The 16750-nt window shown below is 69.9% G+C and carries 13 protein-coding genes; 7 read left to right on the plus strand and 6 right to left on the minus strand.

Annotation, left to right across the window (positions count from 1 at the left end):
- A partial coding sequence (locus VKA86_02545) for a c-type cytochrome (protein HKK70068.1) occupies nt 1-1257 on the plus strand: 1257 nt, incomplete at its 5' end.
- Complete coding sequence (locus tag VKA86_02550) at nt 1254-2411, plus strand: hypothetical protein (protein ID HKK70069.1); 1158 nt, start codon at nt 1254-1256, stop codon at nt 2409-2411. The genes VKA86_02545 and VKA86_02550, both read left to right, overlap by 4 nt.
- Before the next feature lie 111 nt (nt 2412-2522).
- Here the strand turns inward: VKA86_02550 and VKA86_02555 are convergent, their stop codons facing one another.
- Together VKA86_02555 and VKA86_02560 are read right to left on the minus strand one after the other, a co-directional pair.
- The gene (locus VKA86_02555; GenBank protein ID HKK70070.1) at nt 2523-2948 is read right to left on the minus strand and encodes a type II toxin-antitoxin system VapC family toxin; all 426 of its coding nucleotides are present in this window, start codon (nt 2946-2948) and stop codon (nt 2523-2525) included.
- Entirely contained in the window at nt 2945-3241 is a 297-nt protein-coding gene (locus tag VKA86_02560) for a type II toxin-antitoxin system prevent-host-death family antitoxin (protein ID HKK70071.1), read from the minus strand. Before VKA86_02560 ends, VKA86_02555 begins: the two co-directional genes overlap by 4 nt.
- A 103-nt stretch (nt 3242-3344) precedes the next feature.
- Here VKA86_02560 and VKA86_02565 point away from each other — a divergent pair, with 103 nt between their 5' ends.
- The 4 genes from VKA86_02565 to VKA86_02580 all read left to right on the plus strand — a co-directional run bounded on the left by VKA86_02565 (nt 3345) and on the right by VKA86_02580 (nt 11142).
- Nucleotides 3345-3770, plus strand: a complete 426-nt coding sequence (locus VKA86_02565; GenBank protein ID HKK70072.1) for a hypothetical protein — start codon at nt 3345-3347, stop codon at nt 3768-3770.
- 42 nt (nt 3771-3812) lie between these two features.
- On the plus strand, nt 3813-4334 hold the full coding sequence (locus VKA86_02570) for a tail fiber protein (protein HKK70073.1): 522 nt from the start codon (nt 3813-3815) through the stop codon (nt 4332-4334).
- 22 nt (nt 4335-4356) lie between these two features.
- Nucleotides 4357-6015 (plus strand): FlgD immunoglobulin-like domain containing protein, encoded by a 1659-nt coding sequence (locus VKA86_02575; GenBank protein ID HKK70074.1) that lies wholly within the window; start codon nt 4357-4359, stop codon nt 6013-6015.
- Between the two features lie 351 nt (nt 6016-6366).
- Complete coding sequence (locus tag VKA86_02580) at nt 6367-11142, plus strand: PKD domain-containing protein (protein HKK70075.1); 4776 nt, start codon at nt 6367-6369, stop codon at nt 11140-11142.
- Nucleotides 11143-11174: 32 nt separating this feature from the next.
- Here the strand turns inward: VKA86_02580 and VKA86_02585 are convergent, their stop codons facing one another.
- From VKA86_02585 to VKA86_02600, 4 genes are all read right to left on the minus strand, one after another.
- The gene (locus VKA86_02585; GenBank protein HKK70076.1) at nt 11175-11786 is read right to left on the minus strand and encodes a hypothetical protein; all 612 of its coding nucleotides are present in this window, start codon (nt 11784-11786) and stop codon (nt 11175-11177) included.
- Between the two features lie 63 nt (nt 11787-11849).
- On the minus strand, nt 11850-12815 hold the full coding sequence (locus tag VKA86_02590; protein ID HKK70077.1) for a hypothetical protein: 966 nt from the start codon (nt 12813-12815) through the stop codon (nt 11850-11852).
- Complete coding sequence (locus VKA86_02595) at nt 12812-15043, minus strand: CHAT domain-containing tetratricopeptide repeat protein (protein HKK70078.1); 2232 nt, start codon at nt 15041-15043, stop codon at nt 12812-12814. The genes VKA86_02590 and VKA86_02595 overlap by 4 nt, the downstream gene beginning before the upstream one ends.
- Entirely contained in the window at nt 15040-15594 is a 555-nt protein-coding gene (locus VKA86_02600; GenBank protein HKK70079.1) for a sigma-70 family RNA polymerase sigma factor, read from the minus strand. Before VKA86_02600 ends, VKA86_02595 begins: the two co-directional genes overlap by 4 nt.
- A gap of 219 nt (nt 15595-15813) precedes the next feature.
- Between VKA86_02600 and VKA86_02605 the strand changes: the two genes are divergently transcribed.
- Nucleotides 15814-16602: a zf-HC2 domain-containing protein gene (locus tag VKA86_02605; protein ID HKK70080.1), complete on the plus strand. Its 789-nt coding sequence runs from the start codon at nt 15814-15816 to the stop codon at nt 16600-16602.
- The last annotated feature ends 148 nt before the right edge of the window (nt 16603-16750 follow it).

Consider the following 16750-nt stretch of genomic DNA (forward strand, 5'->3'; position numbering starts at 1 on the left):
ATGGTCTACTACTACGGCTGGAAGCGGCTGTCGCCGCGCAAGCACCTGGCGGTGGGCTGGATCTACTTCGTGATGGCCTGGCTGTCGATGGTCGTCATCAACGGGATCCTGTCGTTCCAGCTGACGCCCGGCGCGTGGCTCGAGACCCGTAACTTCTGGGACGGCTTCTTCAACCCGACCTACTGGAGCTCGCTCTTCGCGCGCACCTTCTACGCGGTGGCCATCGCCGGCCTGTTCGCCGTTTTCACCGCGTCGCGTTCGCGCGACGTAGGCGAAGCTGCGCAGCGGTCGTGGCTCATGCGGATCAGCGGTGTGTGGGCGATCGTCGGCGTCGCACTGACCGCCGTCGGCACCATCTGGTGGTGGGGCGACGTGCCCGAGGCCGTCCGCGGCGTCACGCGCGGCGACATGCCCATCGCCACCGCGGTCACCCACTGGACTCCCATCATGACGCTGGTGCTCGCCGCACTCGTCGTGATCGGTCCGCTGTTGATGCCCCGCCTGGTCAACCGTCCCGTGGCCGTGGTCATCCTGCTCGTGGGCCTGGCCGCCATGGGCGGCGGTGAATGGGTCCGCGAGGCGATCCGCAAGCCCTGGGTGGTGTACGACTACATCTACTCGAACGGCATCCTCGCCAGCGAAGTCGAGGACGTGCGCGAGGACGGGGTCGTGGCCAATTCGCTGTGGATCGATCCGGCGACGAAGGACGATCCGGTCGCCCACGGCGAGCAGATCTTCCGCGCCGCCTGCCAGAACTGCCACGCCGACGACGGCTACAACGGCATGGCCCAGCGTGTGCGGCACTGGGACCCCGACTTCGCCGCGGGCATGGTGCAGCGCTTCGAACACACGCGCCGCATGATGCCGCCGTGGGTGGGCACCGAAGAAGAAGCGCAGGCCGTGGCCGCCTACCTCATGACCCTGAAACCCGAAGGCGTGACCCCACCGCGTGACGGACGCGAGGTCTACGAGGTTCGCTGCGCCCCGTGCCACGCCGACATCGAGGGCGGTCAACGCTACATCCGCGACTACATCGCCGGCTTCGGAGCAGAGGAGCTGCAGTACGACTACCTGCCGTACATGGAGACCGACTACATGCCGGCCTTCACGGCTCCCGAGAACGAGGCCGCGATGCTGTCGGTCTACCTGCAGGCGATCGGTGAGGGTGAGAATCCCGAGACCGCGGCGTCGCTCAGCACGTCCGAACTGGCACGGGGCGACGTCCCCACCACCTCGACCTCGGAGGGCACCCGATGAATCCCGATGTCCTGACGGCCGTGCCCACTCCCGACGCCCTCCCACTGCCGGGACCGGTGTGGCTGTTCGAGTTCCTGTTGCTCTTGACCTTCGTCCTGCACCTGCTGGCCATGAACTTCCTGCTCGGCGGTGCGGTCATCTCGGTCGTGGAACGCCTGCGCGCCAAGGCCATGCCCAGGCACGGCGTGGGGTCGGCGGTCACCGCGGGTGCGGGCGAGCCCTTCGAGATCGCGCGGTGGTTCGAGAGGAAGATGCCCCCGGCCATGGCCTTCACCATCACGCTGGGCATCGCGCCACTGTTGTTCGTACAGTCCATGTACGGTCATCTGCTCTACACGTCGAGCGTGATCACGGCCTGGCCGTGGTTCAGCGTCCTGGGCGTCTTGCTGGTGACCTACTCGCTCGTGTACCGCCTGAGTTTCAACGGCGAGAACCTGAGCGGGGCCACGAAGATCACCGGCGTGCTGGTGATGATCGGACTGCTCACGATCGCCTTCCTGTACGTGAACAACATGACGCTGTCGATCCGACCGGAGTCGTGGGCGGCCAAGTACTTCGCGAGGCCCGACGGGACGTCGTGGAACCTGGACGACCCGACCTTCTGGCCACGCCTGCTGCACTTCGTCACCGCGGCACTCGCCGTGGCGGGCATGGTGCTGGCCGTGGTCGGCGCACGTCGCGTGAACAAGGGTGACGAGAGCGGTCGCCCGTGGCTGAAGATCGGCGGGCTGTGGTTCGTGATCCCCACCTTCCTGCAGTTCGCCTGGGGTCTGTGGTGGCTGCTCACGCTCGATCGCGAGGTCATGCTTCCGCTGATGGGCGGAGACCTCCCGAACACCCTGGTGTTCATGCTGAGCATCTTCCTGCCGATCGGCGCCTTGGTCATGGTGGCCATGTCGCTGAAGTCGGAGCGTCCCTTCGGCATGGTGCACGGGGCGTCGTGGCTGCTGCTGCTGACCGTCGTGGGCATGGTGATCACCCGCCACGCCGTCCGCGAGTACACACTGCAACCCTACTACGACGTGAACACCGCGCAGACGCTGCCGCAATGGGGCGTGTTCGGCATCTTCGCCGCGCTGCTCGTGGTGGCGATCGCGATCACCGCGTGGATGGTCGCGGCGATCATGAGGGCGCCGAAGGCCGAGGTGGGCTGAGGCCCGTCCGCTCGAACCTTACCCGAGGCGTCGACCGGCCGTGGGACTCGTTCCCGCGGCCGGTTCTTCGTGGTGTGCGGACTTCCGCCGCGGAAGCGCGTGCCGAAGTCCCTACTCCAGGAGCGGCACGCCGAACTCCTCGGCGTTCTCCCGGACGCGCCGATCCAGACTCAGCAGGGCGACGTCGGGGAACGCTTCGGCGAATTCCAGCAGCGAGGCCAGATGCAGCGCATCGAGGGTGCGGACCGGTTCCACTGGCAAGGACGCCGTGGCACGATCGCGGACGCCGGCCGTGAGCTCCATCTGGATCCAGCCCGCGGTCGCACGCCGCAGCATTCCGCGCAGCGCGCGCGCATCACGGGCGCGGAGCGTGCCGTCGTGTTCGGCACGCGTGAGAACGCGCGCGGTCTCGACCGCCGTGAGGACCGACGTGACCACCGTGTCGGCGGAATCGACCTGGCGGCGAACCTGCGCGCCCGCGGGCTCGCCCAGCAGCCAGGCCAGGACGGCGGAGGTCTCGACGTAGAGCACGCTCACGCCGTGTCTCCGCGGTCGGCGTCGAGGAGCCGGGTCCACGTTCCTTCTTCGCTCTCGAGCGGCGACTCCGGCAGGGGCTGCTTCTCGTGCGTGGGGACGATCAGCTTTCCCGCGCCGATCCACTCCGACAGGATCACGTCGCCGCCGGAACGGGTCGTGTACACACCACCCGGTTCGTGCAGCTCGGCCACGACCGTGTTGCGATCGGAGACGAGGATCCGCGCCCCGCTGCGCACTTCGCGCAGATAGGCACTGAGGTTGTTCTTGAGATCTTTGATGCCGACCGTCTTCATGGACCCAAAGTAGCTACTGGTGGCTACCAAGTCAAGGCCAGCGTCCCGCACCGAACCCGGCGCATGGGCTATACTGATACCTCCCCTGTTCGAGGTCCTGCCCATGCCCTTCACGCGCTCGCGGCGCGCGTTCCTCGCGCAATCATTGCTCACCGGAGCCGTCATCTGCTTCGGTACCGGCTTCGCTCGAAGCGATTCGGCGAGAATTCGACCCGTCCGCCACGATCCCTCGTGGCTCGACGTGCACGACTTCGCCGCCCTGCGCGGACGGCGCGTGCGCCTGCTCAGTGAGGACGGGCAACGGTTCGCCGGTCGGGTCGTCGACGTCGAGAACGGCAATCGCACCCACCGCGGCCGACGCGTGGAGCAGTTCTCGGTGCTCGTCCGCACCGGACTGCGCGATCCACTGCCGCAACAACTCTTCGAGGTCGCGCACCCGGAATTCGGCGCGACCGATCTGTTCATGGTCCCGGTGGTCAGCCGTTCCCGCGCCGTCCACTACGAAGCGATCGTGAGCCGCGTCGTCTGACGCGCTCGTGATCGGTGCATTCCAACGGAAAGGTTCGGTGTCATGGACCCGTTCATCGGCCAGATCATCATGTTCGGAGGCAACTTCGCGCCCGTGGGCTGGGCCTTCTGCGAGGGCCAACTCCTGCCGATCGCGCAGAACACCGCGCTGTTCTCGATCCTGGGAACGACCTACGGTGGCGACGGGCGGACCACCTTCGCCCTGCCGGATCTGCGTGGACGTGTCCCGATCCATCCGGGGCAGGGCATCGGTCTGCCGAACTACACGCTCGGACAGCGGGGCGGACAGGCCTCGATCACGCTCGGGATCGACAACCTTCCCCCACACGAGCACACGGTGAGTCCGCCCGCGAACACGGGCGAGGGCCAGAACACGCTGCCCGGTGGTGCCGTTCCCGCGGCGGGCGAGATGCCCACGCAGCCGTACGCCACGACGTCCGACACGACCATGGCCCCGTACAGCACGGGACCCGCCGGAGGTGGACTGGCCTTCGACAGCATGCCTCCCTACGTGGCCGTGAACTTCATCATCGCACTGCAGGGGATCTTCCCCAGCCGCAGCTGAGCCCCGGCCGATCGGAGATCCCGTGCGCACCCTCGGACTCGCCCTCGTCCTGGCCCTGATCCCCGCCCCGTTCGCCGCGGCCTCGCTCGTCGAGGCGGGCTCCGAGGAGGTCGGACTGTACGTGGTCGGCGGAGACGTCGACGTCGAGAGCCGCCAGCCCGCCCTCTCCTACGACCGGTTCGACGATCGGCACCTCGCGGTGTGGACCGAGGACGTCGCCGACGGGCAGGACGTGCTCGGTGGCTTTCTCGACTCCGCCCTCGGCACCAATCCCGTGTTCGCGGGCGGGATCGACGGGCGCACGGGGGCCGCGCGCGACCCCGACACCGCCTTCTGCCCCGACACGCGTCGTCACCTCGTGATCTGGGCGCAGGAACACGCGCCGGGCGCCTTCGAGGTGTTCGGACGACGGGTCGAGCCCGACGGTACCTTCGACGGTCCGGCCTTCCGCATCAGTGACGCGGGCACCGACGACACCGACGCGGCCTTCGACGCCCTGCACCCCGCGGTGGCCAGCGACGAGCAGGGCAACTTCCTGGTGGTCTGGCACTCCGACGACGACCGCGGTGGCCTGGCCGACGGCGACTTCGAGGTCTTCCTGCGGATCGTGCCGGCGACGGACGGGTCGCTGGGTCCGATCCAGCGCCTCACCACGCAGTCCGCGACCGGCGGGCTCGATTCGCTGCGCCCCGACGTCGCGTATCGTCGCGCCAGGGGCGACTACCTGATCGGCTTCGAGACCGACGCCGACCCGGGACCGGACTACGTCCCGAACGGCTTCCTGGCGATCGTACCCGCCACCGGACTTCTCTCCGCGCCCCCCGCCGGCGCGTCGCGGCCGCTGGCCGAGGTCTCGGCCGAACCGCGACGGGTCGAGGGCTACGCGTGGGACATCGCCGTGTCGTCGGCCGCGCTCGGCGCGAACACCCTGGTCGTCTACCGCAGCAACGGCTCGAGCGGGGCCCTGGTCTCGACACGCATCGCCGGTCAGGTCTTCGACGGCGACCTCGCGACGGTGGGCTTCGTCGACGTGACCGATCCGCAGGGAACGCTCGGACCGGCCTGCCGTGTCGACGATCCGGCGGTGACCTACAGCTGGATCTCGGGCAGCTGGGTCGTGGTGTGGAGTGGAGTGCGCTCGGGCTCGTGTGCGACGGGATCGGAGATCTTCGCCGCGGTGGTCGGACGCGACGCCACGATGCCGGCCGCCGCCCCGCTCGTGATCAGCGGCCTGTCGACCGAAGCGCCCACCGCCGACGCGGTCACGCCCGCCGTCGTCGCCAGCAATTCGAGTGCGGGCGACGTCCTCGCCGTGTGGTGCGACGACCGGGCCACCGCCGACGACTACGGTCTGTACGGACAGTTCCTGAACGCCGCCGCCGCGGTGTCGGCGCCATCGGCACCACGGGCACTGTCCGTGGTGGCCGCACCCAATCCTTTCAATCCCATGACGCGCGTCCGCTTCACGCTGCCCGCGGCGGGCGAGGCGAGCGTCGACGTCTATGATCTGCGCGGACGTCACGTTCGCGCCCTGGGGCACGGATCCTTCGACGCCGGCACCCACGACCTGCGCTGGGACGGCGCCGACGACACCGGCGCACAGGTGGCGTCGGGCGTCTACCACGTGCGGCTGCGCCATGCGGCGGGCACGGTCACGCGGAAGATCACGCTGGTCGAATGACCGCGGTGTCCGGGCCCGGCCCGGTGGAACGAAGCCTCGCACCGTGACCCGGTCTCGCCCGGCCCGACGTGCACCAGGAACAGCGGCAGCACGCCCAGCGCGGCGTGTCCCAGCACCCGGATCCCCTGCGCACGCGGCGGTCGGCTCCCGGCTCCCCGAAAGCCACGGCAAAGGGGACGGATTCGCTGCGCGTCGTGCGTTTCCACCCCGGCCGCGCCACGGTTGACACGAACGCCACACAACGCCTAGGCGTGGACTCGCCCTGTCCGGATTCGCACGCGGAATGCGTTCCTTCTCTCGACCACTCCGTACGCGAATCCCGCTGAACTGCTCAGGCCCGAGGACCGATCCATGCTCCGTCTTTCCACCGCCTTCGTCGCCGCCCTCCTGTGCGCGACCACCGCTCTCGCCCAGACCACCGAGATCCGCCCCGTCGAATTCGTGGTCACCGGCAACGTGAGCGAGGAGGGCAGCGGCACGCCCATCGAACGCGCCCGCGTGATCGTCGAGCGCTCCGACGACGGCACCGTGCTCGCCGATCGCGTCTTCACCGACGCCAACGGCGACTACGTGGCGGTGTTCGAGACCGAGGCCGAGGTCACCGTCGGCATCGACGAGCCCACCGACGGCGGCCCCCGCGAGAGCTGGACCGACGGCTACTGGATGGGATCGATCGGTCCGAACCCGGTCCACGGCGGCAGCGACGTCCGCCTGACCGTCCCCTACGCCGCGCGCGACGCCGGCGAGGCCGATCCCGAACTCGAGCTCTACGACCTGCGCGGCCGCCGCATCGACACGCGCGAGACCCTGGGCAGCGGCGTGTACCTGTACCGCCTGCGCTTCGACGACCGCGCCATCGAAGCGCGCAAGATGCTCGTGCTCGGTCCGACGAAGGCCCGCTTCGAGGTCGTGCGCGTCTCCGGCCCCGAAGCGGCGACCGGAACGACCGATGCCCTCGCCCGGCGAGTGGACGACGCCGTCGCCCCGATCCGCGTGACGATCGAGCGCGCCGGCTACGTCCCCGCCAGCACCGATCTGCAGGTCGACTCGGGAACGGGCGGTGTGTTCGACACGACGCTTCCGATCGAGATCGCGCCGGTGGCCGACCTGTCGGTCGGCGGCACGCAGACCGCGGGCGAGTCCGTGCTCTTCGACGCCACCGCCTCGCAGTCACCCGACGGTCAGCCCCTCGACCACGCCTGGAACTTCGGCGACGGCCAGCGCGGCGGCGGCGGCGAGGTCGCCCACGTCTACGCCGCCGAGGGCACCTACGACGTCACCCTCGTCGTCACCTCCACGCACGGCGCCGCCGACACCGCCACCACGCAGATCACCATCGCCGCCCCCGCACCACCGGCGACCGTCGACGCCGAACTCGTCGGCTCGATCACCGACGTCCCGGGCAATCTGCTCGCCGGCGTGCGCGCGACCATCGTCGGCACGGCCGTGACCGACAGCAGCGACACCGACGGCACCGTCACCCTGACCGGCGTGCCCACCGGAACTCCGCTGGCGATCCGTCTGGAGAAGGACGGCTACACCGACCAGATCGTGCGCCTCACCCTGCCCGGCGACACCGACTTCGGCACCTTCGAGTCGACGCTCGCCCGCCGCGACTCGCCCCTGTCGATCGCACGTGTCGAGGACGGTGGCGTGCACCGCGGCGCCGAGGGCGCCACGGTCGAACTGCCCGTCGACGGTCTCGTCCACGCCGACGGCTCGCCCGTGACCGGCGACGCCACGCTCAGCGTGACGCCGCTCGACATGAGCGACGAACGCGACTCCTTCGCCTTCCCCGGCGGCTACGAGGGCCTCCGCCCCACCGGAGAGCGCGGGCTGATCCTGAGCTACGGCGTGATGGAGGTCGTCTTCGAACAGGACGGCGAGGAACTGCAGCTCGCCCCGGGACGGACCGCGACCGTCGAGATCCCGGTCTTCACGCCCGGCGCCGCGGTCGGCGACACGATCGCCCTGTGGTCGGTCGACCCGTCGACGGGCCTGTGGCGCGAAGAGGGCAGCGGCGAAGTCGTGGCGAGCGACGACGCCCCCAGTGGCCTGGCCCTGCGCGCCGAGGTCACGCACTTCAGCTGGTGGAACGCCGACAAGTTCGAGGGCGATCCCTACCGCGTGATCCCCGAATGCAAGATCCGCGACCAGGACGGCCTGCCCACCCTGGAGATCCCGCCCGGCGAATCGTGCTACATCAACGGGCAGACGGTCGGTCCCGGCGGCCCCGTCGGCAACCCGAGCACGAACATCGGACCGAACAACGCGCAGATCCTGGCGATCCCTTCGCGCACCGACTTCGCCCTGAGCGCCAGCACGTCGAACGGGACGCTACGCGGGACCCTCGTGGTCAACGGTGAGCCGGGTGCGACCGACAACGTGGAGATCGTGCTCGATCCCGTCGATCCGGGCGGCGGCACGCTGACCTTCCCGTCGCAGGTCACCGGTGCCATCGATCCCGCCGACGAGACCGACGTCTACACCTTCGAACTGAGCGAGGGACAGCAGGTGGCCGCCGCGGCCACGGTCCCCGACAACAGCACCCTGTGGGGTCGACTGCGTCTGCTCGATCCCACCTCCGCCGCCGTCGATTCGGCCGACTTCCGCGACGGGAATCCGGGCAGCGTCGTGTGGACGGCCGCGCAGGCCGGCACGTACACCCTCGAGGTCGAGAGCACCAACGACCAGATCGGCGGCTACGACCTGCGGGTGTTCCTGGTCGAGGACCGGCCGATCACCCTGGGCAACGGCGTGGAGATGGACGCCGTCCCCGGCGCGGTGCAGACCTTCAGCCTCGAGGCCGAGGCCGGCACCTGGCTGTCGGTCGACCAGCGACGCCTCGAGGGCATCTTCGGCGGCCGGGGCAGCGTGACCTTCCGCCGTCCCGACGGCACCGTGTCCCGCGAACTGCCCTTCTCGTTCAGCGGGAACAACCTCGGCCTGGTCCAGCTCGACGCGACGGGCACGTGGAAGGTGGTCGTGCGCATCACCGACATCACCGGGGTGCTGTTCCTGCTGCTGAACGACGTACCCGAGATCGGCTACGACGAGACGCGCTCGGGCTCGCTCGAGAGCAAGACGACGCAGTACTACCGCACCCCGGCTGGCGTCGGCGACGCGATCCGCGCCGGGCTCGACCCCGGCGACGGTTTCTTCGGCAACGTGTCGATCGTACGCGCGGACTTCGGAGGGCTGGAAGTCGGTCCCGGCCTGAACGAGGGCAACGACAGCGCGACGCGGGTGTTCCGGGCCGACGAACCCGGCCCGGTGTTCGTGCGCGTCGGCGCCACCTTCAGCAGCAGCGAACGGGATCTCCGTGACTACCGCGTGATCCTGCACCGCCAGCGCGCGCCCGGTGATCCGATCTTCGACGCCGCCGGTCGGGCGCAGTTCGTCGACACCGTCGACCGGTTCGCGCAGCTCAACCTGCATCGCTTCGAGGCGCAGGCGGGCGACGGCGTGGTCGTGCAGCTCGATCCGGCCGGTGCGACGCCCCTCGACACCCGGGCGTCGTTCGAGCTCTACCGCGTCGGCAGCGGCGACGGCATCATCCCCGAGACCTCGTTCGACAGCGAACGCTCGAACGCCGGCGACGCGAACCTCGACCTGCTCGAACTCGGGGTGTTCGAGATCGCCACCACCGACACCTACGTGCTCGCCTTGGGCGGCACCGACGGTGCCGTCGGCGACATGCAGGTGACGATCGACGTGGTGCGGGCCGAGCCGACGATCACCGTCGACGACGACCTGGCCGATTGCCCCGGCGCCGACACCCGCTCGTTGCTCGCGGCGTTGGCCGCGGCACCGGAGAACGGCACGATCGAGATCTGCGCGGGAACCTACGCGGCCGCGACGTCGTTCACAGCGCGCAACGCCGGCCTGACGATCGAGGGAGCAGGCGAGGCGGCGACGGTGATCACCCGTCCGGACCGCAACACCGTGTTCTTCGCGCCCGACGGGCTCACCGCGATGCGCGACCTCACCGTGGAGACCCGCGCCGGACAGTCGAGCAACGCCATCTTCGTGAACGACGGACCCGGCGCGGTGTACGAGCGACTCACCATCCGCGCGGCCGACGGCACCGGGATCATGAACATCGCCCTCGAACTGGGCAGTAGCGACGGAGCCATCGTGCAGGACTGCACGATCCTCGACAGCGAACGCTGCCTCGAGATCAATTCGAGCAACGACGTGACCTTCGCGAACAACACGGTGCGTGGCGGCCTGGCGATCCTCGACGTGAACTCGGGCAACGGCGCCGTGATTCGTGACAACGTCATGGACGTCGACCAGAACGGCACGGCCGTGCTGATCGACAGCGGGGCCGGCCATCAGATCCTCGACAACGACATCTCGATCGTCACCCCGGACGTCGGCGCGCGGACCCGCACCGAGGCCCTGAAGATCCAGGACGACGACTCCGCCGGAGATCGCGGCCCGACGATCGTGCGCGGCAACCGGATCACCACGAACGAAGCGGGACTGCGCCTGGAGGTCCGCCGCGAGGGCTCGGCGATCGTCTGCGAGCAGAACGTGGTCGAGATGACCGCCACGCGCGGTCGCCAAGCGCTCTACGCTCTGGGCAACCGCCTCGAGCCCGATCAGAGCGTGCTCGTGCGCAACAACGTTTTCGTCGGGGTGCAGCTCTTCGAGGGCGTGCTCGTACCGAACACCCCGCGCATGGGTTCGGTCGACATCGTGAACAACAGTTTCTCGATCGCCCCGGGAACGAACACGCAGTCGGGCTACGTGTTCTTCCTGATCGACGAGTTCGAGACCGATCCGGGCCAGCGTGACCTGCGCCTGGTGAACAACGTGGTCGACGGCATCGGCGCCGGCATCGCCATCGAGACGCCGGCCGACGTGACCGTGGTCAGCGACCACAACGTCTTCGGGGACTTCGGCACCTACGGAGCCGGTGGGATGGCCGGCAACCTCGGACCGGACGACCTCACCGGCGTCGACCCGCTCTTCGACACCGAACTGCGCCTGCAGACGGGCAGTCCCGCGATCGACAGCGGGGCGACGTCGGCGGACTTCGCCTCCGTTCCGGCGGTCGACGTCGAGGACACGGCGCGGCCACAGGGGGCGGGTGTCGACCGCGGCGCCTACGAGCAGTAGGTCACGTCCGGATGGGCCCGGCGACCGTGTCCTCAGTGGTGCAGGTCGTCGGGCCAGACGACCAGCACGCCCGAGTGAAGTTCACTCACGCCGAGATCGACACGGACCTCGAAGGCGACCGGCCCCCGGGCCGCCGGGTCGGAGCGACCGGGAATCCGCAGCTCCACGCCCCGGCGTCCCACGTCGAGCGCACCGAGCCACGTCACCTGGTCGTCCTGGGCACGGAGGGCCAACCAGGCGGCCCGCTGACGGACCGTCTGCTCGTCGAGCAGCGCTTCGATCTCTTGTTCGGCGAACGCACGGCCGTCGAGGCTCTGACCGACCTCGTCGAGGTCGGGAGTGTCGTCCGGTGCGGCCTGCGTCGGGTTCGACGGCTCGAAGAACCCCTCGGGCGGGGACAGGCCGAGCGCGTGGGCCAGCGATCCATCGACGGTGATCGACTGCACCCGCACACGCTCGTGGTCGGGAGACGCGCGCAGCACGAAGCGCAGGGCGATTCCACGGGCGGGCTCGGCCGGATGCACCTCGACGTCCAGCAGGCTCCCGGTCCTCGGCGTTCGGCGGACCGTGCGCGCCACGTACAGCACCACCACGATCGGCGGGATCAGCAACAGGGCCACCAGGGCCACGACCGTCTCGAACATCGACATGGCACCCGGAGCATAGACCCCGTCTTCGCATCGGTCGAGCGCCGACGGCGGCCGGCGTCAGGTTCCGTCCCCCTTGCCCCACTCGAAGTCGCGCGCCGCCAGTGCGGCGGCGGCCTCGCTCGGCGACGTCCCTGCGGCGATGTCCACTCCACGCTCGGCATCGGGGCGACCGCTCTGGCGGACGGTGTGCAGGACGAGCCGATCCACTCCCGCCGCGCGCGCGGCGATCACCTGCACGGCCACCATCAACTCGCGGTTACCGCCGAAGGCGCCGCAGCCCCAGTAACCGGTGTGGACCACGGTCGCGGCAGGACGACCGTGCAGACGACGGGTCTCCTCACAGGCGGCCACGAAGGCGGTGTACGCAGTGTCCAGGACCCCCTGGATCTCGCCTCGACAGTAATTTCCCGTGCCGTGCGAGAGAGCGGCCATCGCGAGCAGATTGGTCTGCGCAGGAGGATCGAGGGGCTCGCAGACGGCCTCGATCGCCTCCAACGAAGCGCACGTGAATCCGTACCCGTAGATCCCGCGCGGAAGCCCGACGTCCGGACGCGGATCGAGGTCGATGGCCACACGCCGCAAGACGTTCGTCACGAGCACCGGAGTGGCGCGCCCTCCACGCGCGGTGTAGGGCTTCACCTCGGCCGTCCGGCACAAACGCACGCGGAGCGCCGCGAGCGCGGGGTGTTCGGCGATCTGCAATTCGTCCTGGGCCAGCAGATCGACCCCGTAGCCGAAGAACAGTTCGGGATCGGCGAAGTTCACGTGCCACGCGACCTCGCCGTCGGCAGGGGCGGCGTAGGTGAACACGTCGGTGCGGATCTCGACCGCGGTGTCTGTCGCCGCCTCGGTGGGCAGATCGCGCTCCATCCACCGTGTCACGTCCATGGGTCGTTCGTCGAAGTCGGCATCCGCCGTCGCGATCTGGAAGACGTGCCGCTTCTTCGGACTCACGAAGTCGAGCACCTCGTGGCCCAGGAGCTCGGCCTCGGACGTGACCAGGTGTTCGTGGGGCTCCGTCACGATCCGCTCCCTCCCTCCACCAGCACGAAGGCGGCCCAGAAGGCCGGATCGTCCCAGGGCGTCCGCCCCGCGGCGTTGCGCCAGGTGCGCGTGGCGATCCGCGCGTGGCGCAGGGCCTCGGCGCGCGACATGCCCGCCGTGCCCAACCACGCTTCGTAGAAGCTGCGCATGAAGTGTGCGGTCGCACGGTCGGCGACCTTCCACTGACTCACGAGCACGCTGCGGGCTCCCGCACGGAGAAAGGCGAAGGGGAAGCCGAGCAGCCCCTCGGTGGTGGTCGCGCGACCGAGACCGGTCTCGCACGCACTGAGCGTGACGAGTTCGGTGTCGAGGTCCCATTCGTCCAGGATCTCGCGCAGGACGAGCAAGCCGTCGTCGCGTCCGGATCCGCCGCCGCCGTGTCCGGTCAACACGAGCGCGCTGCGCTCCGGGGCCACCGGGTCGATCAGCGCGTGGGTGGCCAGGTGCACGACGTCGAAGCCGACGCCGCGACCGACGGCCCGGCGCAGGCTCGGTTCGTCGGCCTCGGCCCCCGTCAGCACCGACGAGCGGTCGAACCACGCACGTAGCGCCTCCACCTCTTCGCGCGTTCCACGCAGGCGCGGCAGGTGCGGGCGGGCGTCGCCGTTGCCCGCGGCGACACCACGGAGGACCACCTGCCGGTCCTCGCGCAGCACCAGGTCCGGATCGAGCCGGGTGTCGGCCGGCGGGCCGCTGCCGAAGTCGGGATCGGCCACGGCCAGGAGCGACCGCACCGACCGTGTGCGCACGGCCTGCTCCGACGACCGCGCGAGAACCGTGGCCGAGGGCACGACCGCCGTCGTCCAGCGGTCTCCGAACCAGCCTCCGTCGTCAGTGGGCAGGGCGGCCACCGGAACCCCGAGCAGGTCGTCGGTCGGAACCAGGTAGAGATGATCGACGTCGTCGAGGTCGGCGGCGGCGGGCCCGAACCAGCGCGCGAGCACGTCGCGACCCAGCTCGCGGACCGGTGTCGCGTCGTGCGGATCGGCCAGGGCCTCTCGCAGGCGAACCTCGAGCGAGTCCCGCGGAGCCACACCGAGGTCGTGCCAACGCAGACCCTCGCGATCGACCACGAACGAGAACCGATGCATCCGGTGCGCCGAGTCCGGTGTGACGAGCCAACCGATCAGGGCAGTGCGGGGTGGAAGATCACGGGCCAGTGCGTCCGGGGCGACGGGTTCGCCGCCCAGTCCCTCCTCGGCCAGTCGCCCCACGTGCGCTTCCCACGCCGACCACGCACGATGCTCGTCTCCGCGGCGCAGGTAGAGCCCGGCCAGCTGGCCCCAGGGCGAGGTGAAGGCCGTGGCTCGCAGGAGGTCGCGCCCGCCGCGCATCCACACCGCGTCGTAGATCGCGGCCGCGCGTTCGAGCGACGCGATCGCGGTCTCGAGATCGCCTTCGATCGCCCGGCACCGCGCCGCACCGCGCAGGGGCTCGATCCGATCGGCGTGGTCGGGGCCGGAGTTCGCCACCACGACCCGGTCGGCGTCCTGGTACGCAGCATGGGCCGCCTGTACGCGGCCGTTGGCGAGCTTCCAGTCGGCGAAGGTGAGCAACGCCCGCACGCGCCGCGGGTCGTTCGCGCCGCCCGAACGTTCGACGATGTCGAGGGCCTGTTCGAGGACCACCGTGGTGACGATGGAATCACGCCCGTCACGGTAGAGCAAAGCGAGGTTCTGCAGCATGGACGCGACACGCGGGTGCTGGTTGCCGTAGAGCGAACGATAGGTGTCGAGGGCCTCTTCGTGGAGACGCTCGGCTTCGGCGTCGTGTCCCAGTCCCTGGTCGACGAGCGCACGCAGGGCGGTGTGGCGCGCGCGGTGCGGGTGCGCCGGAGGCAACGAATCCAGCTCCACCGCGGCGGTGTCGAGCGAAGCCGCCGCGCCCATCCAGTCGCGCTGTTCGATCTGGACCCGGGCGAGGCCCTCGCGCGCGAGAGCGGTGTCGACCGGTCGGCCCTCCCCGCCGAAGAGTGCGACCGCACGTTCGAGGGCCCGGCGCGCCCCGTGCAGGTCCCGCTGACGGAAGCGCGCGGCTCCGAGGTCGAACCACAGCCGGGGGTCGGTGTCGTGCCCGTTCCCGAGCGCCAGTTCGAATTCCTCGACAGCACGGTCGACGTCGCCCTCGCGGAAGGCTTCCCGCGCCGTGTCCACCCCGATCAGTCCTGCGGCCAGCACCGCGACCAGACCGACCCACCCCGCGTTCACGAGACCTCGCCCTCTACCTTCAGTGTCGTGCGTAACTGCCTCAGGCAACGGTGCATGTGCACGCGCAGCGTCGACGCCGCCCGCCCCGTGCGCGCGGCGATCTGATCGTAGCGTTGTCCCTCGTGGAAATGCCATTGGATGAGGTCGCGGCACAGCGGTCGCAGCGACGCGACCGCCTTCCGCACCGCCTCGAGCGTCCGCTCGCGATGGATCTCGTCGAGGGGGTGTTCGGCCTCGAGCGGAATCGACTCGTGCAGCTCCTGCTGCCAGCGCCGGCGCCGGAAGTGGTCGATGCACCGCGCGGTGGTGATGGTCCGCACGAAGCCGTCGAGGGTCGAGTCGAGGTCGAAGCCGTCGCGGGTGCACGCGGCCCAGAGCTGGGCGATCGACTCCTGGACCAGATCGTCGCGCTCGGCGGGATCCAGCCCGAAGGCACGTCGCGCCACGGTCTCGCGCGCGATGGCCGTCAGCGCGCGGGCGGTTCCTTCGTCACCGGAAAGAAAGAGACGGAGACGATGGCGATCGGCATCGCGGTCGGGGGCGGAAGGCACGGGTTTTTCTCGCGATCCTCATGTGGCGGGAGCCACCTGCGACACAGTAGTCCGACACCCTCCGAGGTTCAAGCCCCGACGTTCTTTCCGCAGTGCGGAACATTCTTCCTCCTGCGTGTAAACACGCAGCCGGTCACTGCGACTTTCCACATGAACGACTCGTTCCCCCACCCTACGATGCGACCCGAACGACGTCCCGTCCCCGAACCCGGTGGAGCCATGGACCACGAAGCGGCCCACGACCGGCTGACCGAACTCGCACTGGGCCATCTCGACGACACCACCGCCCGCAGTGTCGAGGCGCACGTGGCCACCTGCGCCGACTGCCGCGAACAGTTCCGCTTCGTGCAGATCCTCGCCGAGGCCCTGCGCGAGCGCGCCGAGAACGTGCTGGGGACCCATCCCGACGCCGAGGACCTCGCGCGGCTGGCACTCGACGAACCGGGGCTCACGCTCGATCAGCGGGCGCGGGTCGGGGCGCACGTGCGCGCCTGCGCCGTGTGCCGCGATGCACTGGAGATGGCCCGTGGCCGCACCGATCCGGGGTGGTGGCGGCGCACCCGCCGCTCGATGCGTGGCGCGGGTGGGGCTGCCATCGCGGGAGTCATGGTGGGTGCGGCAGCGGTGGCCGCGCTGTGGCTCGCCGTCCCCGGCCCGGCGCCCGTGCCGCTGACCGCACCCACGGTGGTCCTCGACGGCGTGACCCGGACCGCCGACGAACTGCCCGTGCTCGTCCTCGAGGGCGACGACCGCATGGCGATCGTGGTGATCGCCGTCGACCCCTGGAACGTGCGCACCGAGCCCGGCGACTTCGACGTCGAGATCTCGATCGACGACGACTGGAGCCACGCGTCACCGGCTTCGGATCTGTGGAGTGACGCGCTCGAGCGCACGCGGTTGGTCCTTCCGCGCGCGGCGCTGTCGGCCGGGTCGCACACGCTGCGGCTCCGTGCCGCCGACGACGGCTCGCTGATCCACGAGGGCCGCTTCGAGGTGCGCCGGCCCTAGGGCGCCACTCCCGTGTCCTCGATCAGGCGGATCCTCCGGTCGACGACCCCACCCGGCCAGACCTCGGTCCGTCCCGACGGCCACTGCACCTCGATCCGGTCGTAGCCTTCCGCGTCGCCCAGCCCGAAGTGCACACGCCACGGGAGCT

It is taken from the genome of Candidatus Krumholzibacteriia bacterium (assembly GCA_035268685.1).
Lineage (GTDB): Bacteria > Krumholzibacteriota > Krumholzibacteriia > JAJRXK01 > JAJRXK01 > JAJRXK01.